Raw genomic sequence first — 25,219 nt, 5'->3', positions numbered from 1 at the left:
TCATTTCACTAGTCGTTTGATCACAGTGGCGATCCGGTCTGCCGCTTCTTCTACCATAGACATATAAAGTCCATAGCCAAAACTAATGCGAATGGAATTTCTCGCATTCTCTGCGTCTGGTCCAAACATCGCAGTCACTACATGTGAAGGTTCAAAAGAGCCCGCTGTACAAGCAGACCCGCTGGAAACCGCTACCCCTTCAATATCTAGACCCATTAATAATGTTTCAACATCTGCTCCCGGGAATGATATGTGAAAGACATGCGGCAGTACGGGAACTTCAGCCGGCACCGTCACTTCGTAGTTGATTTCATATTGTTGAAAAATTTCTTGCATACGTTGTTTATAGTGTTGATACTGTTTTTGGTTGTCTGCCTTCGTTTGTTCGGCAATCATTGCAGCTTCTGCAAAAGCGAGAGTAGCTGGCACATTTTCCGTTCCTGCACGTCTTTGTTTCTCTTGTGACCCGCCGAGAATTTGTGCCGGGAGCTTTACACCTTTTCGTTCATATAAAAAGCCTATGCCATTCGGACCGTTCAACTTATGGGCGGAGACCGATAGTAAGTCTACTTGCATCTGTTGCACATCTAAGACAGCTATTCCATAAGCTTGCACTGCGTCCGTATGGAATATCGCTTGATGAGTTTTTAAAAGAGCACCGATTTCTGCTATTGGCTGAATTGTTCCTACCTCATTATTGCCATACATGATGGATACGAGAATGGTATCATCTGTTAACGCGGCTTCTACTTGTTTAACCGTAATAACGCCAGTACGATTCGGTTGTAAATAGGTGACATGATAGCCTTGTGACTCAAGTTGTTTACACGGATTTAACACCGCATGATGTTCAATTGCTGTCGTAATAATATGGCGTCCCTTATTACGCATAGCGTCTGCTGCACCAATAATCGCTAAATTATCTGCTTCTGTCCCTCCAGAGGTCAGTATAATTTCATGCGGTGAAGCATTTATGGACTGCGCAAGAACGGTACGTGCTTGTTCCAGTAGTTTTTTTGCTTCTCTGCCCACTTGATGGGTGCTTGACGGATTGCCGTACGAATCTTGTAGAACTTCCGTAAACCGTTCAAGAACAGCAGGGTGCATAGGGGTCGTTGCAGCGTAGTCTAAATAGATTGCTTGTTTCATTTTACAAACTCCTTTAAATATAGAACATGTATTCATCTGGAGCAGATGAATCATCAGAATCAATCAAATCTTTAATCGTCGTATGATCCAACACGCCGCGAATTGCGTCACCAATACGTTTCCATAACTCGCGTTGAGGAATATCCTCATCCTCAAGTCCTTCGACAATTTGGATGGGTCCTTCTAACAGTCGAATAATATCTCCAGCGGAAATTTCTGAAGGATCTTTTGCTAATTTATAGCCGCCGTATGCTCCGCGGACACTTTTTACGAGTCCACTATTACGCAACGGTGGAATTAATTGTTCTAAATAAGCTTCGGATAAATTTTGTTCTTCTGCGATTTTACGCAATGGGACAGGTCCTTCCCCGTATTTTCTTCCCAATTCTACAATCACTGTGAGTCCATATCGACCTTTAGTGGAAATTTTCATTTTGGCATCGTCCTTTACTGAAATTGCTGAAATTAGTATAGCATAATTCTCGCTAGTGTTCTTCGAAATGACTTCAATGATAGTTTACGATATAATGAAAGAACAAACGTACGGAGGGATGATATACATGCATAACGAACCTTTGGCCTTCCGCATGCGGCCTGAGACGATTGATGAAGTGATTGGACAAGATCACGTGATCGGCAAAAATACTCCTTTATATCGAATGATTACGAATGGGCATGTCCCTTCACTTTTACTATATGGTGAACCGGGAATCGGCAAAACGTCTCTTGCTTATGCCATTGCTGGCACGTCAAAATTACCGTTCATCGCTTTGAATGCGACTGTTGCTGGAAAAAAAGATATAGAAGATGTCGTGAAAGAAGCGCGGATGACCGGCAAAGTTTTATTGTTTTTAGATGAAATTCACCGTTTTAATAAATTACAGCAGGATACTTTGCTCCCTCATGTAGAAAGCGGCTCGATTGTACTCATTGGGGCAACGACGGAGAATCCATTCCATGACGTAAACCCGGCCATTCGTTCGCGTTGCGGCGAAATTGTTCAATTAAAACGGTTGCAGCCGGATGATTTACTCGAATTACTAGAACGAACATTGCATGATCCCAAAAAAGGCGTAGGTCAGGAAAACATCGACATTACGACGGAGCAACTAAAAAAAATTGCTGATGGCGTGAATGGAGATGCACGCAAAGCACTGACATTTTTAGAATCTCTCCTAGCAGCAAGCGACGAAGAGGACGGCAAAATACTAGTGGAAGATCAACTTCTGTCCCAATTATTGACGAGGGTCAGTTTACTAGGAGATAAAAAAGGATCTCACCACTATAATCTATTGTCAGCATTGCAAAAAAGTGTACGTGGCAGTGATGTAGACGCGGCTCTGTATTATTTGGCGCAATTGCTTGAAATCGGTGATCTTACAGCTGTCACACGACGCTTGCTCGTCATGAGTTATGAAGATATAGGATTAGCCGCACCAGACATCGGTGCTCATGTAGTGGCGGCTACAGATGCGGCTCTACGCTTAGGCATGCCTGAAGCGCGTATTCCTTTGTCTGTTGCAGTCGTGGAAATGTGTCTCGCCTCTAAATCGAACTCTGCCTATAAAGCAATTGACGCAGCGACGAAAACACTTCACGATCAACCGACCGGTGAAATTCCGATGCATTTACGTGATACACATTACGACGGGGCTGCGGCACTCGGACATGGCGGTTACGTGTACCCTCACGATACGCCGGTCGGTTCTTTCGGCGGTTGGACTGATCAGCAATACGTACCGGATCAGTTAGTAGGCACTACATTTTATACACCTGTCGCGGCAGGGGAAGAAGCGAGAATGGCAGCTATTCATAAAAAACTGCAATCTTTTAAAGGCAAAAAAAATCCACGATAACCAACCGGTTTCGTGGATTTTCTTCATTGCAGTAACGTTGCCGCCTCTGCAGGAGCAGTTACTGGATCAATGTCATTAAAATAACTATACGTCGCATCCATCTTTTGCTTGTAGCGTATATAGTCACGCTCAAAATAACTAGTCACTTGCGCAGAAAGCTTTATACCCGTAACGAAAAATGTTTTTTCGTTCACACGCAATTCAATATCCATTTTATCAACGACCGGAAAGCCTGTATGCGTATGGATCAAGCGTTCCGGCTCATGGCTGTAGACGGAGACATTTTTCACCAACTGACGATATTGTGCTGGTGATAATGAAAAATGTAATGCATAGCCGTAATCGACTTTTTCCATCTCAGCAGTTTCCATAAATGGCTTGATCAAGTCGAAATCCATCACAGGCGTGGCAAACGGTAAAAAGACTCCAAATGAACCGTTACGTTGTTCTTCTGTCAACTGACGCCAAGGTTCTTCATCCACTTTAATTACCATTTGGTCTTGTTGCTGAAAAATGTGAAGTTGTTGACGTCCCTGTTTAGGTATTTTGTAGAGCGCCTCTTCAGAAACTTGTAAAGGATCTAATTCTACATTCGATTGGATTTGTACATTTTTGCTTGTGCGTTTTACTGGATCAGACGTCACGATGCTTTCATCATAAACGATGCTCGAATGAACTGATTTCAATTCTTTCATCGCTTCTTCTGCTTTATCGAGTACATCTTGCGGACTCGATGGCGCGGAAGAAGTCTTCCCGCATCCTGCCATTGTAAATAGGATGACAGCTAGGAATAAAACGAATATTCGCTTGTTCATCAAGAAACTCCCTTTCAATCAAAACTATTTACAGTGTACTTCACAGAAGCGGACTTGTCACGAATCGTTTCTTGAAAACTTGCACAGTTATTTTACGTTCACTACCCAGCCGAATGGATCTTCGACCGCACCCGTCTGAATTCCCGTAATCGTATCATATAGTTTTAACGATAATTCACCTATTTCGTTATCGTTAATTTCACATTTTTTACCGTCCCAGAACAATTCCCCCATCGGAGAAATAACAGCGGCCGTTCCTGTGCCGAATGCTTCTTCAAGCGTTCCCGCCTCGTTTGCATCAAAGATTTCTTGAATAGATACTTTGCGTTCAATGACGGGGATATTCCACGATTGCAGCAATTCAATTACTGACTTCCGTGTAATTCCTTCTAAAATACTCCCATTCAAACTCGGTGTAATTACTTCTCCGTTAATTTTGAAAAAGACGTTCATAGCGCCGACTTCTTCAATGTATTGATGCTCTTTTGCGTCTAGCCACAATACTTGTGAATAGCCGCCCGCTTCTGCCACTTCTTGCGCTTTCATCGCACCCGCATAGTTACCCGCTGTCTTTGCACTGCCCGTCCCGCCTACTGCCGCACGAACGAATTGAGATTCCACAGCAATTTTCACTGGATTCATGCCTTCTTTGTAGTAAGGTCCTACTGGGGAAAGAATAATCATAAAGCGGTAATTTTTCGACGGTGCTACGCCTAAGTAGGGCTGCGTTGCGAAAATGAATGGACGAACGTACAGCGATGTACCTGCTCTATCGGGAATCCAATCAGCGTCTAATGATACTAACTGCTTCAAACCTTCCAAGACGAACTCCTCATCAAAGCTCGGCATGCACAATCTATCATTGGAACGATTCAGCCGTTTCATATTTTCTTCCGGACGAAACAGTACCACTTCTTTCTCTTCATTGAGATATGCTTTTAGCCCTTCAAACACTGTTTGGCCGTAGTGGAGAACAATTGCGGCCGGATCTAACAAGAATGGCTCATACGGCTCAATGCGCGCGTCATGCCAGCCTGTTCCATGCGTATAATCCATCACAAACATATGATCCGTAAAAATAGTACCGAATGCTAATGGATTATCTGCTGCGGGCTTTTCTTTTGGTTGTGTCGTTTGATTAATCATAATCTGAGTTGTCATCGTAAAACCTCCTGAGTATTATCTAATTTGACCTGTTCCTTTAATAACGAACTTGGATGAAGTCAATGCTTCTAATCCCATTGGACCTCTTGCATGCAACTTTTGTGTGCTGATGCCCATTTCTGCGCCATAGCCGAATTCAAACCCATCAGTAAAGCGCGTAGAGGCGTTTACATAGACAGCTGCGGCATCTACACTGTTGAAAAATCTTTCCGCATGTTCGTCTGACTGCGTAATAATTCCTTCTGAATGCTTCGTACTGAACTGCTTAATATGGTCGAGTGCCTGCTCTATATTCTTAACACTTTTCACACGTAATGTTAAATCTAAGAACTCGCTCGTCCAATCCGTTGCATCGACACTTTCTATCGATCCATCGATTTGTTGAACAGCAGAGTCTCCGAGCAACCGGACGTTTTTTTTGCGCAGTTCAGCAAATAACGCGTCTCCATACTCGTTCAGCCATTGTTCATCTATAATGACTGTTTCAATCGCATTACAAACGGATGGACGATGAGTTTTTGCGTTTACAACAATATTGATCGCCATTTGCTTATCAGCTGATTGATCAATGAATATATGACAATTTCCTGCACCCGTTTCAATGACAGGAACCGTGGATTCACGAATGACAGTTTGGATCAACTTCGCACCACCGCGCGGGATCAGAACGTCTACATATTCATTGAGTGTAAATAATTCTTTTGCCGTTTCGCGACTCGTGTCTTCTATTAATTGGACAGAATCCACGGGCAGGGAACTTTTCGCGAGTCCACGCTGGATCACACGCCAAAGTGCCAAATTTGAATGTTTTGCAGATGAACTTCCGCGTAAAATGACTGCATTACCTGTCTTCAAGGCTAAAGAAGCTGCATCAATCGTCACATTGGGACGCGCTTCATAGATCATCGCGATAACACCGATCGGCACGCGTTTACGGGCGATATGTAAACCATTTTCTTTCTCTATTTCTTCCAATGTTTCACCGATCGGGTCTTTTAAATCGACAACTAACCGAACACCTTCCGCCATCGCTTCGATTCGTTCGGGCGTTAGCAAAATCCGATCCAACACTGCTGATTCAATGCCTTTATCACGGCCTTCGTCAATATCTTTCTTGTTTTCTGCAAGAAGTTCTTGTTGTTCTTCTAACAGTTGACTTGCAATTAATTGCAACGCTTCGTTTTTCTGATCAGCCGTTGCGATATTCAGTGCTACGCTAGCTTCTTTAGCGGCTTGTCCTTTTCGTCTAATTTCACTCATTGTTAGTCTCCCCTTTTATTGTACTTGTACCCAGCGATCGCGGTGAATTACTTCAAGCATCGGTTCAAATCGTTCTGCTTGTCTCACTCTTTTTAGTAAAGTATCTCTTAATTGGTCAGAAGAATAGGTCACTTCTCCTTTGCCGATTAGCCCTTCCACCCCATACACTTCCACTACTTCCCCTACTTCAAAGCTTCCTTGGACTTTAAATACACCCGCCGGCAATAAACTACGACCATTATGTAAAATAGCTGTTTCTGCTCCTTGATCCACATACAGACGGCCGGTCGATTCTGAATGCAGGGCAATCCATTGCCGTTTCGTATTAATCACACTGCCGAACGGGCTGGAAATATACGTCCCATCTCCATGCCCTTTTAAAATATCTAATAGTTTAGTCGGGCCATACCCTGTGCCGATAAAGACAGGAACCGCTAATGTATGTGCAGTCTTGGCCGCCAGTAGCTTCGAGCGCATACCCCCGGTGCCTACTTTTGATCCTAACTCATCTGTTCCACTCAATAATTCGTCTGTAATTTCATCTAAATGAGTCAAACGCACGGCATCAGGATCTAGGCGTGGATTGCTCGTATAAATCCCATTCACATCAGTCAGGATAATTAGTTGGTCGGCATGTAAAAATCCGCTTACGAGTGCAGATAACATATCATTATCGCCAAATGTCAATTCTTCAACGGAAACTGTATCGTTTTCATTGATAATCGGCATAATTCCCCGATCCAATAGTTCCGACATGGCCGCAAATGCATTGTTATACCGCTCTCGGTTAGAGAAGTCGAGCCGTGTTAAAAGGATTTGTGCGGGAACTACCGCATGTTCACTAAACCGTTCTATATACGACTGGATCAATAAGCTTTGTCCGACAGCCGCTGCCGCTTGCTTCCCTTTAATCGTCACAGGGCGGGATGGATATCCAAGTCGGGCAAAACCCGCCGCCACCGCTCCTGAAGAAACGACTATGACTTCATGACCTATATTTTTCAACATGGCCAACGCATCTACGTGATCATTGAATTTCAGTTGATCGATTTCCCCATTATCATTTGTCAGTGAGCTGCTACCTATTTTCACAACAATTCGCTGTTTTTTCATCTTCATTCTCCCGCCATTCCTATAAATCACTTCATATTTAACAAAAACCATGAAAAAAAGCCCAATCATCCTATAATCAGGACGAAAGGACTTTGCTTCCGCGGTGCCACCAGTATTGGATTCCATTACAGAATCCCGCTCTCCCCATAACGCCGGGGTCCGCGCTTATGTTTTCATAAGACTCCAAAGGCAGGTTCAACAAATGCAATGTGACGGAAACTTTCAGCCGCTGGAATCCGCTCTCTAGCACGTACTATTTGTCTACTAATCCTTCATCAACGTTCATCTTCTATTTTCACAATCATACAATAATTGACGCAATTGTCAAGTTGAAAATTGATTTATGGACGTTGCAACATGCGATCGAGTGCAGCAATGGCTTCTTCGGAAGTTTCATCATCTACTGTAATCATATTATGTCCGGCGCCTTCTACAATACTTTCTAAACACCATAATAAGTGAGGAAGATCGATGCGGTTCATCGTTAAACAAGGACACATTAACGGATTCAATGAAATAATATCTTGTTCAGGATGATTTTCTATGAGCCGATTCACTAAATTCATCTCTGTTCCAATTGCCCATTTCGTACCGGGTGCCGCTGATTGAATTTGATCGATAATATATTTTGTCGATCCATTATCATCTGATAGAGAGACGACTTCATAAGAACATTCAGGATGTACAATAATTTTACGATCTGGTTCCGTACGACGAAGACTTTCGATGTTAGCAACAGTAAAATTTTCATGTACGGAGCAATGACCTTTCCACAAAATCACCTGACACTTTTCATCCACGCCATCATATTCCAAAACATCTGTAATAGGATTCCATACAGCCATATGGTCAAGCGGCACGCCTAAACTGTATGCCGTATTACGCCCTAAATGTTGGTCGGGCAAAAACAAGATGCGTTTCTTTTGTGTAAATGCCCACTCTACAATTTCCGCCGCATTTGAAGAAGTGACGGTTGCTCCCCCATGGCGGCCGACAAACGCCTTAATTGCTGCAGTGGAGTTAACATACGTTAAAGGAATAATCGTATCTCCGAAGCGCTTCTCCAATTCTACCCACGCACGTTCTGTTTGGAATATATCCGCCATATCTGCCATGGAACAACCCGCACGCATATCCGGCAAATATACTTTTTGGTTTTCTGTCGTCAAAATATCAGCAGTCTCGGCCATAAAGTGCACACCACAAAAAACAATATGTTCCGCTTGCTCATTCGCTGCACAAATTTGTGCCAATTGAAGCGAATCACCTGTAGCATCCGCAAATTGGATGACTTCATTCTTTTGATAATGATGTCCTGGAATAAATAACTTCGTCCCAAGCGTCGCTTTAATATGGCGGATTCTTTCTTTCATCTCTGAAACAGTAAGCGATTTGTATCGCTCGGGTAACATTCCTTCTGCTTTTACTGCATCCATAATTGACATCATTTTTCATTCCCCTGCTTTCTAATTTCTAAATTTGCGCTAATGTCCGCGGCGGTGACTGAGTGCGTCAACGCGCCTACAGATATGTAATCGATTCCCGTCTGACCATAGTCAGCAATTGTCTGTTCTGTAATCATTCCAGAAGCTTCCGTAATGATAGACGACGGAACCAATGGCAACCATTCGCTAATTTGAGCGGGCGTTCTGTTGTCGAACATAATAATATCAGGGGCAGCTTCTATCGCCTCCATTAGCTGCTCTAACGTTTCTATTTCGACTTCTATTTTCACTGTATGCCCAAGACGTTCACGCAATTGCGCAACAGCTGCCATAATAGATCCTGCATATGCTAGGTGATTGTCCTTTAACATGACCGCATCGTATAAACCTGTACGATGATTATATCCGCCGCCTACACGGACAGCATATTTATCAAGCATACGTAATCCAGGGGCGGTCTTTCTCGTATCACATAAGCGCGTCTGACTAGGCTGCATCCGTTCGATCAAACGAGCTGTTTTTGTAGAAATGGCGCTCATACGTTGCACACAGTTCAAAATCACACGTTCTGCAGATAATAAACCGCGAACAGGGCCTATCGCTGTAGCCAAAACTTGCTGATCACTCATTGCTTCTCCGTCTTCTATACTGCAAGTCACTTGAATCGCAGGATCCATTAATCTGAACCCTTCGACTATGATTTCTTTCCCACAAAAGACTCCTGCCTCTTTCGCAATCAACCGCATTTCGCCAATCGCATCGCAAGGAAATAATGTAGTAGCTGATAAGTCACCATCCCCTACATCTTCTAGAAAAAATTGCTCAAGCATGGAAATTAATTTGATTCTATTCATTTATATCCTCCTACGCACTATCCTTGAGTTGTCTTTACACCTATCTTTACATATTTATCATTCTATGACAAGATGAATACATAATTTATCGTAGGAGGTCATTCATTTTGCATTATTTCGATTATGCAGCAACTACTCCTCTGCACAATGAAGCAGCGGAAGTATATGTCGCAATCGCACAACAATATTTTGGCAATACGACAAGTTTGCACGATGAAGGTGGAATGGCACAAAATATATTGACGCAATGTCGACAACGATTAGGCGAACTACTGGACGTTCATCCAGCTGGTTTATATTTCACTTCTGGCGGGACTGAAAGTAATTCACTCGCATTACTATCTTTAGCATACTCCGCTAGAAGTAAAGGGAATCATATAATTATTACCGCTGCAGAGCATCCTTCTATTCATTCCGCAGCCGCCTATTTGAATGAGCGAGGGTTCCGCATTACGACTGTGTCGTTTACTCCGGAAGGAATGATTGATCTAGAAGAACTTGAAGCAGCCATTACTGAGGATACGATCGTTGTGTCTGTGCAGCATTGCAATCCTGAAATTGGTACGATTCAGCCGATTCGTGCAGTTTTTGATCTGGTAAAGCAACGAGACATTTTAGTACATAGTGACTGTGTCCAATCTTTCGGAAAGCTACACATACGTCAAATTACTCCATACGTAGATAGTCTGTCTGTTTCTAGCCATAAATTATACGGACCTAAAGGGGTAGGAGCAGTCTACATCAATCCGCGTATTCGTGCAGTTCCTTTATTCCCGGGTGTAGTTCAAGAGAGAGGATTTCGCGGAGGGACGGTGAACGTACCAGCAATTGCTGCGTTTATTAGAGCAGCTGAGCTTGCTGAAGTCGCAAATGAATACGAAACTTATCAGTCATTACGAACACTTCTACTAGAAAAGTTGCAATCAAAAAAACAACACTTCACCATTTATGGCACTGACAAATTCCAGTTGCCTCATATTATTGGTTTTTGCGTCAATGGTTCAGAAGGACAACTACTTATGTTAGAATTAAATAGGCGAGGCTTTGCAGTATCTACAGGAAGTGCATGTCAGGTAGGACAACAGCAATCATCTACAACGATGACAGCCATGAAGATCTCACCGACTGTCGCAAAAGGATTGGTGCGGATTTCATTCGGTCACACGTCCACAGTAGAAAACACAATGTTATTAGCAGATGCGTTATTGGATATCGCCCAAACGCTTCATACAAGAAATGAAAAAGCAGTCATACAGTAGAGGTGAAGACAATGCGGCATAAAGGAAAAATACCAGGTGAAGAACGACGGCAGCTCATTCTTCGTACATTGCAAGAAGCAAAGCGACCTGTTACAGGCGGAGAGCTTGGTGAATTAACAGACGTTAGTAGACAAGTCATTGTTAGCGATATCAATTTATTGAAAGCAAAGAAAGAGCCTATTATTGCGACCAATCAAGGATATCTTTACACAGCGATCCCGGAAGCTGCAGAGACCTTCGAACGCATTATCGTTTGCCGCCATGCGCCCGAACAAACCGAAGAAGAGTTAAATATTTTAGTAGACCATGGTGTAACAGTGAAAGATGTGCGAGTAGAACATTCCGTATATGGCGATGTGCGGGCGTCTGTTATGGTTTCGAACCGCCAGGAAGTAAAGGCTTTTATCGCATTGATCCAACAAGCGAAAGCGCCTTATTTACTGAACTTGGATGATAGCGGCACCCATTTTCACACCATTTCAGCTGAACGCGAAGAACAATTAGAGCAAGCACAAGACGCACTAAAAAAAGCGGGATTTTTAGTGGAATCTTATTGAGTGACGTAAAAAAGAAGCTGACTAAAGGGATGGCGGTATCTGTAGAGTCAGCTTCTTTTCATTATCTTTTCGGCAGCAGGTCATTAATAATTATCTATTACTCCCCCTAACGACACGGCTTTCACAAACGGTTGTTTACTCACCTTTTCTATTTCCTCTTTCGTGCCATACATGACGACACCTAATACTTCTATATCATCGATACCTTTCACTACTAAAGAGTCCTTCGCATCCAAAAGGTTTACAAAACCAGCAAAAGAAATAATGAAAATCCAGTCGAAAGAGAAAAATTCCACCACATTCTCTCTTCTACAGAAAGCCAAAGAGTGGAGTAAAAGCCGGCGACTCGGGGAGGATCCTCTCTCAAAATTCACCACCAACTGATTTGTCTCCATACAAAAAGACCATCACATAAAATCAGACAGCACTGACTTTCTGGACAGTCACACAATTATAACGAAATCCCATCACACCTCGTCAAACATGATATAGTAAACGGAATAGACAGCGCAAACCGCCAAGGAGTGACAGATATGAGAATAAACCAATACATTAGTTCATCGGGATTCTGTTCAAGAAGACAAGCTTCCCGTCACATCACTGCCGGACACGTACTAGTGAACGGCCAAACAGCAACCCATAACTACTTCGTCACAGAAGACGACTATGTAGAAGTAGCAGGACAACCTATTGTTCCCAAAACCCAAAACATTTATATCGCACTCAATAAACCGAGCGGCATTATTTGCACCGCCTCACCCGCGGTTGAACATAATATTATAGACTTCCTCTCGTATCCAGAGCGCATCTTCCCAGTCGGCCGCCTAGATAAAGACACAGAAGGACTGCTTTTACTGACGAATGACGGAAGTATCGTCAATGCCTTAATGAAACAAGAAAACCACCAGGAAAAAGAATATAACGTCACTGTGAACAAGAAATTAACGAATACTTTTCTAGCAGACTTGGCAAACGGTGTGGACATTTATAATCCAAGAAAAAAAGATTACACGAAAACGGCACCGTGCCCCGTCCGGCAGCTAGACGACTACACATTTAGTATCACGCTATCACAAGGTCTAAACCGTCAAATCCGAAGAATGTGCAGACGTTTTCAATACACCGTAGTGCACTTACAAAGAATCCGAATCAAACATATCGAGCTCGGTTCGCTACCAAGTGGTCAGTGGCGTTATTTGACCGATGAAGAAATTTTGCAGCTGATATAAAGCATGCGTAAAACACAGTACCTAAAATAACCAAAGGCCGAACAAAGGACCGACAAGTGCACCGATAATAGCTGACAGAGTCATCGCGACGGAACTCATCGAAGCTTCACGCTCGCCATATTCCAGCGCTTTTGAAGTACCGATTGCATGTGCCGCTACCCCAAGTCCGATGCCTTGTCCGATAGCTGAATCGATTGACAGCCATTTATTAATAACAGGTCCTACTAATATTCCCGCTAAGCCGGCAATAATAACAAATACTGTCGCAAGTGAAGGAATACCTCCGAGCTCTTCTGAAATTTGCATCGCAATCGGTGACGTGATCGACTTCGGTAAAATACTCGCTAGAAATTCTAATGAAAATCCAGCCATTCTCGCCGCTAGTACGCCAGTTACCATCCCGACGATCCCGCCAGCTATCACACCACTAAAAATCGGCAATAAATTTTTCTTAATTAACTCTCTCTGTTTATACAACGGAATGCATAAAGAAACAATAGCAGGTCCGAGCAGCGCATCAATCCACTGTCCGCCTATCATATAGGTATCATAAGTAGTATCGAGCATAGTGAGAACTACTACGACACCAATCGTTGTCGTAAGAATTGGCACTAAAAATGGTGATCGCAGACGGACATAAATGACATTCATGACGAAATACATACTAATCGTTAAGCCAATCATCAGTATCGCAACCGTCGGATTCATGACAGCACCTCATTTCTCTCGCGGCGTTTAGATACTTTGTGACTGACGATACTTGCGACTGCCATCGTAATAAATGTACTGCCGATTGTAATCGCAATAAGCAGCCATCCTTTGCCTACAAAAACATAGCCGTAGTTCATGACACCTACTGTCGCTGGAACCATATAAAGTGGCAATGTTGATAAAAACACATAGGCCCCCTTTTCCACAAAACGCAGTGGGATGATTTGAAACGATAATAATGCCCATAATAGTAGTAAACCAATAATGCTACCTGGTAGCGGTATAGACAACATTCCGCGCAAAAATGTCCCAAGCATAAAAAATCCATATAATAGTAGTACTTGCAGTAGCGTTATGACTATGTTCATTCGTTCACCCCGTGATTACTTTAAAAATGAATACTACTTCATTATAGAGAGAACATACAAAAAAACCAAGGTATTCTCTCACATAGTGAAAGGATATAGTAGGAAATTCAGAATATTCTTCATACCATTGACGCATATAGAAGATTCATGTATAGTGTAGGAAGCCGAATCGACCCGATTGGATAGTTTTTACTTCCCTGTTCGATTATGGCCGTATTAAATTTCTGAATTGCCGAGGAGGAATTTACATGCACCAAGGTAAAGTAAAGTGGTTCAGCAGTGATAAAGGATATGGTTTTATCGAATCGGACGATGGAGAAGACGTCTTTGTTCATTTCACAGGTATTTTATCCGACGGGTTTAAAACGCTTGCTGAGGGTCAAGCAGTCTCTTTTGAAGTGATCGAAGGAAATCGTGGGCCACAGGCGGCAAATGTATCTACACTCGAAGAAGAAGTTTAAGGTCATCTCGGCAGGTAAGAAGCTGAATGAAAATTAGTAAAGCATCCAAGCGAATTTGCTGGATGCTTTTTTTATATTTACTTAGACATAGTGCCCATTTTATTAATTTCACGGCCGAGAAATTGTAATTGTTCACCTACTGTACATTGAGAAATACAAAACTGATGAGCTCCTGTCTTGCCGCGTTCTTGGATGAGTTGTTTTTTCACGTAGCATCCTTCACAATATATATCGAGCAGTTGATTGATATCTTTCATAATCAATACTTTATTCATTAGAAAAGAATTCCCACCTTTCTTCCTTCTATTTTAGGTGCAGAGAAGAAGGGTTGCAAGTGTTATTACGAATTTTTATATGATTAGGATGGTGAGTGGGTTGTTAGAAGTGTACATAGATGGCGCGAGCGCTGGTAATCCGGGAGTCAGTGGGATTGGTATTTATATTAAAGGTGAGGGCCACGAAGTGCGAATTAGTGAAGTGATTGAACCGACAAATAATCACCACGCGGAGTTTCAGGCGCTTGTACGTGGGCTGGAAGAAGCATTGAAATTATCGACCGGCATGGTGTCAGTGCGTTCGGATTCTAGTATCGTTGTGCAATCGATGGAGAAACAGTTTAGTAAGAATGAGCAATATGCTCCTTATGTGAAGACTGCTTTGCAACTTGCAGAGAGGTTTGATTTCTTTTTTATCAAATGGATTCCAGATCATACGAATAAGACGGCTGATGTTTTAGCACGGCAAGCTATACTGGATCAGAAAAAGTAAGTTTTTTATACTGTGTGGATTATGATTTCTAACATTATAGTGTGTAACGGTTGTGTGAAAGAGAGGTAGTAAAAAACATGCAGAGAAAAATAAATGCTTTTCTCTGCATGTTTTGTGTAAACGACTGATCGGTACGTTCTTTTTACGCTTTCATAAACCGAACTGTCTGCTTGTCGTCGTCATACAGCAGCCATTCTTTTGAGTGGACTACTGCACCGACGTTAATGATATGACGCTTTCCTGTGAGGGATATTTCACTGTCACCTTGTATCACAATCAGTTGTTCGTCTTGTGTATAGCTTGATCGATGAGTATGTCCGTGAATAATGACGGCCGCTTCCGGTAGATGTTCGTCTATCCAATTAGAACGATCCTCAGGTTTCCACTGATGACCGTGAATGACGGTAGCGTTACCGGCACGTAATGTTTCAGGAAGACTACGTATAAACTCTCGCAACGGCTCAGCTTGCTTCGTCAATAGCAAAATACGTTCTTCTTGGTTGCCGTAAATAGACGGAAACGTAAGTAGTGTGTCCAACTCGTCAGGATGTTTGATGACATCTTCTACACATTCATACACTTGCCCATGAAGATTTTTTTTACTCACGGTACACTCGTATAAGTCCCCTATGCCGATTACTTCCGCTGCCGGGGCTTCAGTTGAAATATGATGTAGCACCGCGGTTAAATCATGAAGCGATGAGTGAATATCACCGAGTAATGCATATCGCAATTTGGTCAACTCCTATTTTACAGCGTTTCAATCGGCGCGTCATCGTGTGAAATCCAGTCGCTGAAGCTACCTACGTATAGTCTTACATTCGGATAGTTCAGCTCTTTTAAAGCTGCAAATAAAGGAGTCGCTGATACACCGCTGCCGCAATACACGATGACATCGTCTTTTTTCTGAACGAGCTTAGTTAACGCATCGGACGCCTGCTTTACATCGTACGTCTTGTCTGCTTTTAATTGTTCCCAGTCAAAATTACGAGCCGTCGGTATATGTCCTGCCCGTTTATCGAGCGGTTCATGTTCGCCGCGGTATCGAATAGCCGCACGTGCATCAACCAGCACGGCTTCACGATCTCCTGCTACTACTTCGGCTACATCCTCCCTAGTGGCGTAAATTTCATCTTGCCACTGTGGTTCTACATGAGTAGCAACAGGTTGTGGCTTGTCGTTCATTGTCGCAAAGCCGAGAGCCTGCAATTCTTTCATCCCTTCAAGCACTACATAAACATTTTTAAATCCTGCATAATGCAAAATCCACCACGCACGTGTTGCGAACGGACTACCGCCATCATCATAAATCAAAATGAAATCTTCTAATTCCAATCCACTCGTACGAAATAATTCAGTTAGACGCTCTTTAGAAGGGAGCATATGACGCCCGCCTTCTATCGATGCATCTGAAAGGTCATTCGCCAAATCCCAATGAATAGCGCCTTCGATATGTGATTCATCATAAGCTTTACTACCGTACTGGTCATCTGACAGGGCAAAGCGTGCATCAATCCACTTCGCCTGTTCTGTCTTCACGTCTTGACTCGACACGAATACTTGCATTATTGAACCAACTCCTCCAAACGGATTTTTTCATAAATGCTTTGCCACTGTTCCAATTGCTCTGAACCATCGAGCAACGTGCGCTCAGAACCGATTTGCACTAAGCTTTCCTGTAGTAAATGCAGACGCAAGGCTTCTGCTTCATTTTCAATCCAACGATCGGCCCACTTTTCAATGCGTTCTTTTTGATCACCCAAATAGCTTGCTGCATCTCCTTTTAACAGTTCTTCCAGTTTCGCTTTCAAAATGTCACGGTCTCCACGCTCGAAAAATGACTTCTGATTTTTAAACGTTTTATTGACTGCACTATAGACTTCCGGTTGTTCGTACGGAATTTCGAACGACAGCATCTCTTGATCGTTCGGCTCGTATGGTGAAGGCACGATTGACGAATCCATTTCTGCCAATGCACGGACTTCCATACGCTGACGTTCTAGCAGTTGCTTTTTCATGTAGTGTAGAATACGCAAGTTCGTCACTTTCAATTCTTGTGTTAAATCGAATCCGACCATACCGACCGTTTCAGCTAAAGCGATTTTCAGTGCACGATCAGAAGAGTTTTTCGCAAATGTAGAAGGACTGTAGCCTTCTTTAAAGAAGTCACCGAAACGCAAAAATACACGCTGTAAAATATAGTACACTAATTCACTCAATTCATCATGCGTCGCTTTTACTAAAATCTCACTCGCACTCTTTTCAAATCGCTCTTTCAACGCTCGTTCCGCTATCGCCAACTCTTCCAGTCTTTCCGCCTTACGTGAACGGTTCTGAATCGTACGATCAATTAAAGAAGCAAGTCGATCAATCGTTTTAGTCGTTTCTTCTTCCAGAGCCTGTACTACTTGTGCACGTAAATCATGCTCTAGGAAAGCATAAAACTTCTCTTCAAAATCAACCATTAACGGATTAGGCTCGTTCGTCACCTTTCCTTCGAGTGCTTGCAAACTGGATATTCCATGCACCCGTGGATTTCGGATCCCGAACTTCTGCAATTCACCCGCCACAAAGCCTTTCACTTCATCCGCTTCTTCATCATTCGATGCCAAGTCAATCGCGTTCACGATAAAGAACATTTTGTCTAACTCAAACGCATCCTTCACCCGTCCGAGCTGGATTAGGAATTCACGATCTGCACGTGCGAACGCATGATTATAATACGTCACAAATAAAATCGCATCTGCATTACGAATATATTCAAATGCTACATCTGTATGTCGGGCGTTAATCGAATCTGCTCCGGGTGTATCAACAAGTGTAATGCCGTGACGCGTCAATGGACAATCGTAGAAGAAATCGATTGAATCTACGAAACAGCTGCGTTCTTCTTGTGCCACAAACTTTGTAAACTCTTCACGCTCTACTGTCAACGTCGTTCCAAGTGCAGGTGTATACAAAGGATAGCCCGTTTTGAACGCTTGAATAAATGATTTATGAATATGCAGATTTTCATCTTCAAGCGGTTGTTTCAATGCTTCATCAGTTTTTGCATACGCTTCTTCTAATGATGTAATGCGTATCCCCAACGCTTCGAACGATAAACCGACATCTTCAGTCATCGTCGCTTCGTCTTTCAGATGAATATCTGCTGTATTATGCACGTGGACATCACTGACCGGACGAATCCGATTAATAGCAGCCGTTGTCGGATTAGGAGACACTGGAAGCACTTTTTCACCGATCAATGCATTGGAGAATGAAGACTTCCCAGCACTGAACGCACCGAATAAAGCTACAGTAAATTCCTGTCCTTTGAGACGGCTCGCTTTCGTCAGTAAATAGTTTGCAGTCTCCGCAAAACCAGGAATTGTTTCTACAGATTCCGCAATATGTTGGGCGTGTGCGATTGCTTTGTCTGAATCGACTTGCTGCACTTGTACTTCTTCTTCCTGCACATTCTCTACTACAACCATTTGTTGCTCTTCAGCCTGCACAACATAATCAATTGTCTCGATTTGCTTCGGCCGTTCCCATAATGCCTGTAGTTTATCTCTTCCAATACGTGTAGGTGCAGATGGATTCGCTACTTCTTTCTCGACCCACTCCATACGTTCTTGCCACTTTCTCATTTCTTTGATCGCATCGACTTTTTCCTGCAATACTCGGATCGTCTCCGCTAACGGACCTGACTGTTCGCCACCGGCAGATTTTGCGATCGCTGACATATCCATTTTCCAACGATCGGTCTTTGCTTTATATACTAAGTGAATGGCACGCTTCATTTGTTCGGCGTAGTTTAAAATCGTCTCGCCCGTAATGACTTCCTGTACGTGTAATTGCTCATCCACTTGATCAAACGGCAATGTTAAATCCATCGCATCAATCGCAAGAGAGCGTTCATCAGTTAAAATCCCGGCTTGTTTCAATGATTGCTTCATAAGGGCTTTTAAATAAATTTCTATTTGTGTATGGGCCAATCCAGAAATATTTTCATTTAATTTCTGACGGCGCTTTTCGCGTTCTTCTGCTGTTTTCTTTGCGCTAGCTAAAAAGCCTACTTTAAACTTAGGAGACTTCGCTTCTAAATGTGATTTCAATAATTCTCTCGTCTCAAATGGCGCGAGTCCTGCGTTCTCCAATAATTCATTACGTTCTTTTTCAAAATTCACGTAGAATTCATCGCCTGTCAGTAACTCGATACGTTTTTTAGCTTCTTTTAAATCAGCAGTTAACTCTTCGAACTGATCCCATTCACCTTCACTAACGATTTCGCTATAGTTCTCTTTGACATCATCCACTTGTTGCTGAAGGAATTTCATATGCTCATCTTTCAGTTTCAATAATGACTGGTCGACGTTATATTCAAAATTCTCATCCCGATGTTCAATAGAACCATCTACAATGGCTTTTACTTTTTCGAAATCATTATGCGGATGGTCCAACTGTTTTAATGATGTGTAGAAAATCCCTTTAGGTTCCACGCCCCATAGCTTGAATGAATCTTCGACAGATTTCTTGAATGCATCAAATGACAGTTCACTGTCGCGATGTTTGTCTATTTGATTAATGATCAAATAGACATTTTCGTTATAACGCATAAGTTCTTTCGTAAAGCGGAAGTTCATTTCTGATTGGACATGGTTGTAGTCCATCGTATAAAATACCAAATCCGCCAAATGCAGCGAAGATTCAGTAGATAATCTGTGTGCATCATCCGTCGAATCTACTCCCGGCGTATCCATTACGGTAATGCCGTCTGGAAGATTCGATTGTGTATGACCAATTTCTACAAGCGAAACGGCAGCTCCATCTTTACTGAATGCTTTAACACCTTCAGAAAACCCATGTCCGCTGAATTTGACTGCTGTTCCATCGACACGGTGAATAATCGCATAGTCTTCATCTGCTTTATGCACTTTCACGATATTGGCACTTGTCGGGATTGGGCTCGATGGCAACAAGTCATCTCCCGTTAATGCATTGATTGTTGAAGATTTCCCTGCAGAGAAATGCCCTGCGAATGCGATCGTATATTCTTTCTCAATTATTTTATTGGCAAGTAATGCAGTTTTCTCTTTTCGTTCGTCGTCTTCATTTGTCAAAAAAATCTGTCCATACGTGGCAGATCTCTGTAAAAATTCATGGTTTGTAGACATAATCGTCGTCCTTTCAATTTTAACTCACCCTATCATACCATTAATGAGCGAAAAAATAGATAGTTACTTTTCAGAAGTGTATTGAAAACTACGTAGGCTTGTCTACTACGTTGTGTTTGTTCATGAAAGTAGAAGATTGAATGTAGTGGAGTGTCTTGCGGCTTGCGCTTCCAGACGATACGCTTTCCGGAGGGGGCGCGGTGGATCGTCAAGCACTGCGAGTTACACCTGTCACCCTTAATCCTCTCGGAGTCGATCGTCTTCCAGCTTCAGCCGTACTTTGTGTGTGCAAGACAGGTTGATCACTCTTTGTATGTGGTGAAAGACTACGTGGGCTTGTCTGCTACTTCATGTTCGTTTATTAGATGGGGCAAGGCTGACTTGAAGTGTCTTGCGGCTTGCGCTTCCAGACGATACGCTTTCCGGAGGGGCGCGGTGGACCTCGCAAAAGTGCGTTGCGAGTTACACCTGTCACCCTTAATCCTCTCGGAGTCGATCGTCTTCCAGCTTCAGCCGTACTTTGTGTGTGCAAGACAGGTTGATCACTCTTTGTATGTGGTGAATGACTACGTGGGCTTGTCTGCTACTTCATGTTCGTTTATTAGATGGGGCAAGGCTGACTTGAAGTGTCTTGCGGCTTGCGCTTCCAGACGATACGCTTTCCGGAGGGGACGCGGTGGACCGTCAAGCACTGCGGGTTACACCTGTCACCCTTATCCTCTCGGAGTCGATCGTCCTCCAGCTTCAGCCGTACTTTGTGTAGGCAAGACAGTTTGATCACTCTTTGTATGTGGTGAATGACTACGTGGGCTTGTCTGCTACTTCATGTTCGTTTATTAGATGGGGCAAGGCTGACTTGAAGTGTCTTGCGGCTTGCGCTTCCAGACGATACGCTTTCCGGAGGGGGCGCGGTGGACCGTCAAGCACTGCGGGTTACACCTGTCGTCCTTGATCCTCCCGGAGTCAATCGTCTTCCAGCTTCAGCCGTACTTTGTGTGTGCAAGACAGGTTGATCACTCTTTGTATGTGGTAAAAGACCAACATCAGCTACTATGACTATTTCGATGGACTGAGTGGAAAAAGCAATGACTCTATATGTATTCAATCAGTCAATCCAAAGCTTCACTCACACTGTTCAGGAAGTAGAGCTTACCATACTCTATTTCTGGACGAACACCAACTGACTTCCCGACACAAACTCAAGGATTCTCCCGGAAGAACCGGCGACTCTGGGAGGATCAGCGAGAGCCGTAGCGAAGGACGGCTTTTGCGAGTGAAGCGCAGCGAGAAGGAGCACATCTTTGCACTTGACAGGCGTAATCGCCAACGCACTTCTGGCGAGTCCGCCGCGCGCCCTCGAGAAAGCGTCCGGTTCTGTAGGGAGAATCCTCACACGTACACTTATTTTCTGCACCACCAATGGAAGAGTCACTTATCCTACTCCAACTTTTGGACGAACACAAACTGACATCCCGACACAAACTCAAGGATTCTCCCGGAAGAACCGGCGACTCCTGGAGGATCAGGACGACAGGCGTAATCGCCAACGCATTTCTGGCGAGTCCACCGCGTCCCCTCAGGAAAGCGTCCGGTTCTGCAGGGAGAATCCTAGCACGCACACTATTTTTCCGCCCTACAAAGGAGAAGTCACTTACCTCACTCCAACTTCTGGACGAACACAAACTGACTTCCCGACAAAAACTCAAGGATTCTCCCGGAAGAACCGGCGACTCCTGGAGGATCAGGGTGACAGGTGTAATCGCCAACGCATTTCTGGCGAGTCCACCGCGCCCCCTCAGGAAAGCGTCCGGTTCTGCAGGGAGAATCCTAGCACGTACACTACTTTTCTGCACTGCAAAGGAGAAGTCACTTACCTCACTCCAACTTCTGGACGAACACCAACGGACTTACGAACACAACCTCAAGGATTCTCCCGGAAGAACCGGCGACTCCTGGAGGATCAGGACGATAGGCGTAATCGCCAAAGAACTTCTGGCGAGTCCGCCGCGTCCCCTCAGGAAAGCGTCCGGTTCTGCAGGGAGAATCCTAGCACGCACACTATTTTTCCGCCCTACAAAGGAGAAGTCACTTACCTCACTCCAACTTCTGGACGAACACAAACTGACTTCCCGACAAAAACTCAAGGATTCTCCCGGAAGAACCGGCGACTCCTGGAGGATCAGGGTGACAGGTGTAATCGCCAACGCATTTCTGGCGAGTCCACCGCGCCCCCTCAGGAAAGCGTCCGGTTCTGCAGGGAGAATCCTAGCACGTACACTACTTTTCTGCACTGCAAAGGAGAAGTCACTTACCTCACTCCAACTTCTGGACGAACACCAACGGACTTACGAACACAACCTCAAGGATTCTCCCGGAAGAACCGGCGACTCCTGGAGGATCAGGACGATAGGCGTAATCGCCAAAGAACTTCTGGCGAGTCCGCCGCGTCCCCTCAGGAAAGCGTCCGGTTCTGCAGGGAGAATCCTAGCACGCACACTATTTTTCCGCCCTACAAAGGAGAAGTCACTAAACAACAGAATTTTTACACAATAAAATAAGATTTAAGTAGTCTTTTAGTAGTCTTTAGTGATATGATTGAACTATTATATTACTCTCGAAAGGGTGTTTCTTTAGATGGATAAAGCGGCAAATGTGCAAAAAGTATTGAACGCGACCATTTCTTCTTTAACAACAGTCATCCCGATTAAATTTGAAGTTCTTTCCCCTTCCATGATTAAACAGCCATACGAACAGCGAGAAATCAGTGTGCTAATTGGACTGATCGGCAATATGAAAGGCCGTCTAATCGTAGAGCCGACCCATACTACAATCGGAAAAATCGGCCAAGCGATGTTCGGCATGAATATCGAAGGAGAAATGGCTGAATCTTTCACCGGTGAACTGGGGAATATGATTGCAGGCAACTTATGTACCATTTTAGAGAAAGAAAGCCTCACACTCGACATTTCACCGCCTACCGTATTAACAGGAAATACAAAATTTTTCGGTTTTCAGCAAGCATTTAAAATACCCGTTAAATTTGAAGATGGAGAACTACTCAATCTGTTGTTAACTATTGACGAAGAAAGATAAAAAACGCACATCACAAGCTATTACAGCTGTGTTGTGCGTTTCGTTTATGAAAATGGAACGGGTAATACTCTTTCAATAACCGGCAATAGCTCGTTATCGCTCGGTTCTACGAATAAGTGAATGGATCCAAAGTCGTCACTCGTACGAATCAACCGGCCGATCCCTTGGCGTAAACGCAAAAGCATAAAAGGTAAATCCACTTCGTCAAATGCATCTTCCGCAAATTCTCTTCTTGCTTCAAATAACGGGTCGTGTGGCGGGAATGGCAAGTCAAAAATGATGACGCGTGTGAGAGATTCATTCGGCAGATCGAGACCTTCCCATAGGTGATAGGAGAAAAATACCGACACTTTCTGTTGTTGAAAGTCTTTCACTAAGGAAGACAACGACCGCTCCCCTTCATACGTCACGAGAACACGTTGCTCCAGTGGTAAACTATCGTAAGCATCCATCATAGACTGCTTAGAATTAAACAACACAAGCGTCTGCTCTTCACTCACTAAAATAGAAGACAGACGTCGATACTTTTCTTCTGTAGATGATTGCTCCAAATGAATCTTCATGACGTTTTCATAATCAAACGGCGATGCAATGGAAAATGACTGATAGTCCACTATTCCTAAACTATATGCCAAATAATCAAATGATTTTTCAACCGATAATGTGGCGGATGAGAAGACGATAGGCATCGTGCCGGTAAACAGCTTCTCTTTCAATATAGAAGTGACGAGTCGCGGCATGATCAATAACGTACTTTCTTCGCGACGCTCTTCCAGCCAATCGACAGCGTCATTTTCCCCTGCGAATAATTCCATCGAATAAATATACTGCTCTAAATATTCTTCAACAATTTTTAAATCATATTCCGGTATGACGTATAACTCACCTTCGAATACAAATTCCTCAAGTAAGTCATGCGACAACGACACAGCTTTCTTCGCCAACCGCATCATTTCTTCATTTTTTTCAATAGTTAGTCGTTCGTTATCATGCTTTGTCGCGTGACTTCGAAGCTGATTGAAGAACAGTTCATGAACATCGAGTAATTGTTCCATTAATTGCAAGGACTTTTCACGAATTCCGTCGACCATAATACGTTCTAACAACTCTACGATCGTATGTTGCTGGACTTCATACGTCAATGCTCGTTGCGCGGAATATTCCAGTAAATGACCTTCATCGAACACAACCATAGATACTTCAGGCAATAACGGCAACTGCCCTTGACGTGAACGTGATTCTTTCGTCCATAAGTGTTCCATATAGAAGTCATGCGAACAAATGATAAGATCCACTGCGTCACGGTAATGATTCCGGTGGATCGTCTGCCCGCAGCGATTTCTTATATCGCAGGCAGCACACTGTTGAATCGGGTGGTAATTAATCATATCCCATTCTTCATCTTTTAAATACGGATAGTCTGAACGCACGCCATACGGATAGACTGACTGCAATGAACGGTCTGCATAAACAAAATCCGGCAGCTCGTCTTCTACAAAATCAACGAAATCTTCATTCGTCGTACTGCTAACCTCTTCTAGACGTTTTAGACAAATATATTGATTTCGCGCTTTTGCTAGACGAACGTCTACGTGTAAATCGAGAGCTTCACTTAATTTTTGAATGTCGCCTTCTTCTTTAATCAATTGATCGATTAATGTTTCGTCTGCACATGAAATGACGGCTGGCTTTCCGGTATACCGCGCGTATGCAATTGCCGGCAGTAAATAAGCAATCGTCTTTCCAGTCCCTACGCCAGCTTCCGCTAATAACACTTGCTTCTCTTTTAATGCCTGCTCTATTTGAAATGCCATGAAGATTTGCTCATCTCGACATTCGAATCCTTTTTCAGTTAAATCATCATATAACGTATCGCCTAACCAATCATTTAATGACTCATAAAACGTTTGGTCTTTCGATAGTTGAAATGGAATTTTTGTATTCATGCGAACTCCTCC

Annotated in this window: 23 protein-coding genes; 7 read left to right on the top strand and 16 right to left on the bottom strand. The window is 43.4% G+C overall.

What is annotated here, in order from left to right:
* Together DV702_RS03815 and cymR are read right to left on the bottom strand one after the other, a co-directional pair.
* Entirely contained in the window at positions 1 to 1,149 is a 1,149-nt protein-coding gene (locus DV702_RS03815; RefSeq protein ID WP_114923548.1) for a cysteine desulfurase family protein, read from the bottom strand.
* A gap of 13 nt (positions 1,150 to 1,162) precedes the next feature.
* The gene (gene cymR / locus DV702_RS03810) at positions 1,163 to 1,582 is read right to left on the bottom strand and encodes a cysteine metabolism transcriptional regulator CymR (protein WP_114923547.1); all 420 of its coding nucleotides are present in this window, start codon (positions 1,580 to 1,582) and stop codon (positions 1,163 to 1,165) included.
* Between the two features lie 127 nt (positions 1,583 to 1,709).
* Between cymR and DV702_RS03805 the strand changes: the two genes are divergently transcribed.
* Positions 1,710 to 3,005 (top strand): replication-associated recombination protein A, encoded by a 1,296-nt coding sequence (locus tag DV702_RS03805; protein WP_114923546.1) that lies wholly within the window; start codon positions 1,710 to 1,712, stop codon positions 3,003 to 3,005.
* Positions 3,006 to 3,028: 23 nt separating this feature from the next.
* Here DV702_RS03805 and DV702_RS03800 read toward each other — a convergent pair whose 3' ends face one another.
* The 6 genes from DV702_RS03800 to nadC all read right to left on the bottom strand — a co-directional run bounded on the left by DV702_RS03800 (position 3,029) and on the right by nadC (position 9,656).
* A complete protein-coding gene (locus DV702_RS03800) occupies positions 3,029 to 3,820 on the bottom strand; it encodes a DUF6612 family protein (protein WP_114923545.1) in 792 nt (263 codons plus the stop codon).
* Positions 3,821 to 3,907: 87 nt separating this feature from the next.
* Positions 3,908 to 4,981, bottom strand: coding sequence for a branched-chain amino acid aminotransferase (locus DV702_RS03795; protein WP_114923544.1), 1,074 nt, complete (start codon positions 4,979 to 4,981; stop codon positions 3,908 to 3,910).
* Between the two features lie 18 nt (positions 4,982 to 4,999).
* On the bottom strand, positions 5,000 to 6,244 hold the full coding sequence (locus tag DV702_RS03790) for a glutamate-5-semialdehyde dehydrogenase (RefSeq protein WP_114923543.1): 1,245 nt from the start codon (positions 6,242 to 6,244) through the stop codon (positions 5,000 to 5,002).
* Between the two features lie 15 nt (positions 6,245 to 6,259).
* Complete coding sequence (gene proB / locus DV702_RS03785; protein WP_114925825.1) at positions 6,260 to 7,357, bottom strand: glutamate 5-kinase; 1,098 nt, start codon at positions 7,355 to 7,357, stop codon at positions 6,260 to 6,262.
* Between the two features lie 341 nt (positions 7,358 to 7,698).
* Complete coding sequence (gene nadA / locus DV702_RS03780; protein WP_114925824.1) at positions 7,699 to 8,802, bottom strand: quinolinate synthase NadA; 1,104 nt, start codon at positions 8,800 to 8,802, stop codon at positions 7,699 to 7,701.
* Complete coding sequence (gene nadC / locus DV702_RS03775; RefSeq protein WP_114923542.1) at positions 8,802 to 9,656, bottom strand: carboxylating nicotinate-nucleotide diphosphorylase; 855 nt, start codon at positions 9,654 to 9,656, stop codon at positions 8,802 to 8,804. The genes nadA and nadC overlap by 1 nt, the downstream gene beginning before the upstream one ends.
* Positions 9,657 to 9,763: 107 nt before the next feature.
* On the opposite strand from nadC, the gene DV702_RS03770 reads away from it, so the two are divergent.
* Entirely contained in the window at positions 9,764 to 10,915 is a 1,152-nt protein-coding gene (locus tag DV702_RS03770) for an IscS subfamily cysteine desulfurase (protein ID WP_114923541.1), read from the top strand.
* An 11-nt stretch (positions 10,916 to 10,926) separates the two neighbouring features.
* Entirely contained in the window at positions 10,927 to 11,472 is a 546-nt protein-coding gene (locus tag DV702_RS03765) for a transcription repressor NadR (protein WP_114923540.1), read from the top strand.
* An 83-nt stretch (positions 11,473 to 11,555) separates the two neighbouring features.
* Here the strand turns inward: DV702_RS03765 and DV702_RS03760 are convergent, their stop codons facing one another.
* Positions 11,556 to 11,768: an anti sigma factor C-terminal domain-containing protein gene (locus tag DV702_RS03760; protein ID WP_114923539.1), complete on the bottom strand. Its 213-nt coding sequence runs from the start codon at positions 11,766 to 11,768 to the stop codon at positions 11,556 to 11,558.
* Positions 11,769 to 12,005: 237 nt separating this feature from the next.
* Here DV702_RS03760 and DV702_RS03755 point away from each other — a divergent pair, with 237 nt between their 5' ends.
* The gene (locus DV702_RS03755; RefSeq protein ID WP_114923538.1) at positions 12,006 to 12,701 is read left to right on the top strand and encodes a pseudouridine synthase; all 696 of its coding nucleotides are present in this window, start codon (positions 12,006 to 12,008) and stop codon (positions 12,699 to 12,701) included.
* Positions 12,702 to 12,722: 21 nt separating this feature from the next.
* Here DV702_RS03755 and DV702_RS03750 read toward each other — a convergent pair whose 3' ends face one another.
* Together DV702_RS03750 and DV702_RS03745 are read right to left on the bottom strand one after the other, a co-directional pair.
* Positions 12,723 to 13,409 (bottom strand): LrgB family protein, encoded by a 687-nt coding sequence (locus tag DV702_RS03750; protein ID WP_114923537.1) that lies wholly within the window; start codon positions 13,407 to 13,409, stop codon positions 12,723 to 12,725.
* Positions 13,406 to 13,780 (bottom strand): CidA/LrgA family protein, encoded by a 375-nt coding sequence (locus tag DV702_RS03745; protein WP_114923536.1) that lies wholly within the window; start codon positions 13,778 to 13,780, stop codon positions 13,406 to 13,408. The genes DV702_RS03750 and DV702_RS03745 overlap by 4 nt, the downstream gene beginning before the upstream one ends.
* A gap of 248 nt (positions 13,781 to 14,028) precedes the next feature.
* On the opposite strand from DV702_RS03745, the gene DV702_RS03740 reads away from it, so the two are divergent.
* Positions 14,029 to 14,241: a cold-shock protein gene (locus DV702_RS03740; RefSeq protein ID WP_114923535.1), complete on the top strand. Its 213-nt coding sequence runs from the start codon at positions 14,029 to 14,031 to the stop codon at positions 14,239 to 14,241.
* A gap of 77 nt (positions 14,242 to 14,318) precedes the next feature.
* Here DV702_RS03740 and DV702_RS03735 read toward each other — a convergent pair whose 3' ends face one another.
* Positions 14,319 to 14,516, bottom strand: coding sequence for a zinc-finger domain-containing protein (locus DV702_RS03735; RefSeq protein ID WP_114923534.1), 198 nt, complete (start codon positions 14,514 to 14,516; stop codon positions 14,319 to 14,321).
* A 100-nt stretch (positions 14,517 to 14,616) separates the two neighbouring features.
* On the opposite strand from DV702_RS03735, the gene DV702_RS03730 reads away from it, so the two are divergent.
* On the top strand, positions 14,617 to 15,009 hold the full coding sequence (locus tag DV702_RS03730) for a ribonuclease HI family protein (protein ID WP_114923533.1): 393 nt from the start codon (positions 14,617 to 14,619) through the stop codon (positions 15,007 to 15,009).
* A gap of 142 nt (positions 15,010 to 15,151) precedes the next feature.
* Here the strand turns inward: DV702_RS03730 and DV702_RS03725 are convergent, their stop codons facing one another.
* The 3 genes from DV702_RS03725 to DV702_RS03715 are packed head-to-tail and all read right to left on the bottom strand — an operon-like array spanning position 15,152 to position 20,168.
* Positions 15,152 to 15,742: a metallophosphoesterase family protein gene (locus tag DV702_RS03725; protein ID WP_162805703.1), complete on the bottom strand. Its 591-nt coding sequence runs from the start codon at positions 15,740 to 15,742 to the stop codon at positions 15,152 to 15,154.
* A gap of 17 nt (positions 15,743 to 15,759) precedes the next feature.
* Positions 15,760 to 16,575 carry a sulfurtransferase gene (locus DV702_RS03720; RefSeq protein WP_205407215.1) on the bottom strand — a complete coding sequence of 272 codons (816 nt, stop codon included), beginning with the start codon at positions 16,573 to 16,575 and terminating at the stop codon, positions 15,760 to 15,762.
* Entirely contained in the window at positions 16,575 to 20,168 is a 3,594-nt protein-coding gene (locus tag DV702_RS03715; RefSeq protein ID WP_114923530.1) for a dynamin family protein, read from the bottom strand. Before DV702_RS03715 ends, DV702_RS03720 begins: the two co-directional genes overlap by 1 nt.
* Positions 20,169 to 22,802: 2,634 nt before the next feature.
* On the opposite strand from DV702_RS03715, the gene DV702_RS03700 reads away from it, so the two are divergent.
* Positions 22,803 to 23,261, top strand: a complete 459-nt coding sequence (locus tag DV702_RS03700; protein WP_114923527.1) for a chemotaxis protein CheX — start codon at positions 22,803 to 22,805, stop codon at positions 23,259 to 23,261.
* 44 nt (positions 23,262 to 23,305) lie between these two features.
* Here the strand turns inward: DV702_RS03700 and DV702_RS03695 are convergent, their stop codons facing one another.
* On the bottom strand, positions 23,306 to 25,207 hold the full coding sequence (locus tag DV702_RS03695; RefSeq protein ID WP_114923526.1) for an ATP-dependent DNA helicase: 1,902 nt from the start codon (positions 25,205 to 25,207) through the stop codon (positions 23,306 to 23,308).
* Positions 25,208 to 25,219 lie beyond the last annotated feature (12 nt).

Origin of the sequence: Sporosarcina sp. PTS2304 (genome assembly GCF_003351785.1) — a bacterium.
Classification (GTDB): domain Bacteria; phylum Bacillota; class Bacilli; order Bacillales_A; family Planococcaceae; genus Sporosarcina.
This window is presented reverse-complemented; position numbering and strand designations above follow the sequence as displayed.

Bases quoted from the DNA above. Each gene is read 5' to 3' on its own strand.
- DV702_RS03815 (WP_114923548.1), bottom strand. From the start codon at position 1,149: ATGAAACAAGCAATCTATTTAGACTACGCTGCAACGACCCCTATGCAC.
- nadC (WP_114923542.1), bottom strand. From the start codon at position 9,656: ATGAATAGAATCAAATTAATTTCCATGCTTGAGCAATTTTTTCTAGAA.
- proB (WP_114925825.1), bottom strand. From the start codon at position 7,357: ATGAAAAAACAGCGAATTGTTGTGAAAATAGGTAGCAGCTCACTGACA.
- nadA (WP_114925824.1), bottom strand. From the start codon at position 8,802: ATGTCAATTATGGATGCAGTAAAAGCAGAAGGAATGTTACCCGAGCGA.
- DV702_RS03795 (WP_114923544.1), bottom strand. From the start codon at position 4,981: ATGACAACTCAGATTATGATTAATCAAACGACACAACCAAAAGAAAAG.
- DV702_RS03755 (WP_114923538.1), top strand. From the start codon at position 12,006: ATGAGAATAAACCAATACATTAGTTCATCGGGATTCTGTTCAAGAAGA.
- DV702_RS03720 (WP_205407215.1), bottom strand. From the start codon at position 16,575: ATGCAAGTATTCGTGTCGAGTCAAGACGTGAAGACAGAACAGGCGAAG.
- DV702_RS03800 (WP_114923545.1), bottom strand. From the start codon at position 3,820: ATGAACAAGCGAATATTCGTTTTATTCCTAGCTGTCATCCTATTTACA.
- DV702_RS03750 (WP_114923537.1), bottom strand. From the start codon at position 13,409: ATGAATCCGACGGTTGCGATACTGATGATTGGCTTAACGATTAGTATG.
- DV702_RS03735 (WP_114923534.1), bottom strand. From the start codon at position 14,516: ATGAATAAAGTATTGATTATGAAAGATATCAATCAACTGCTCGATATA.
- DV702_RS03790 (WP_114923543.1), bottom strand. From the start codon at position 6,244: ATGAGTGAAATTAGACGAAAAGGACAAGCCGCTAAAGAAGCTAGCGTA.
- cymR (WP_114923547.1), bottom strand. From the start codon at position 1,582: ATGAAAATTTCCACTAAAGGTCGATATGGACTCACAGTGATTGTAGAA.
- DV702_RS03695 (WP_114923526.1), bottom strand. From the start codon at position 25,207: ATGAATACAAAAATTCCATTTCAACTATCGAAAGACCAAACGTTTTAT.
- DV702_RS03700 (WP_114923527.1), top strand. From the start codon at position 22,803: ATGGATAAAGCGGCAAATGTGCAAAAAGTATTGAACGCGACCATTTCT.
- DV702_RS03740 (WP_114923535.1), top strand. From the start codon at position 14,029: ATGCACCAAGGTAAAGTAAAGTGGTTCAGCAGTGATAAAGGATATGGT.
- DV702_RS03745 (WP_114923536.1), bottom strand. From the start codon at position 13,780: ATGAACATAGTCATAACGCTACTGCAAGTACTACTATTATATGGATTT.
- DV702_RS03715 (WP_114923530.1), bottom strand. From the start codon at position 20,168: ATGTCTACAAACCATGAATTTTTACAGAGATCTGCCACGTATGGACAG.
- DV702_RS03805 (WP_114923546.1), top strand. From the start codon at position 1,710: ATGCATAACGAACCTTTGGCCTTCCGCATGCGGCCTGAGACGATTGAT.
- DV702_RS03765 (WP_114923540.1), top strand. From the start codon at position 10,927: ATGCGGCATAAAGGAAAAATACCAGGTGAAGAACGACGGCAGCTCATT.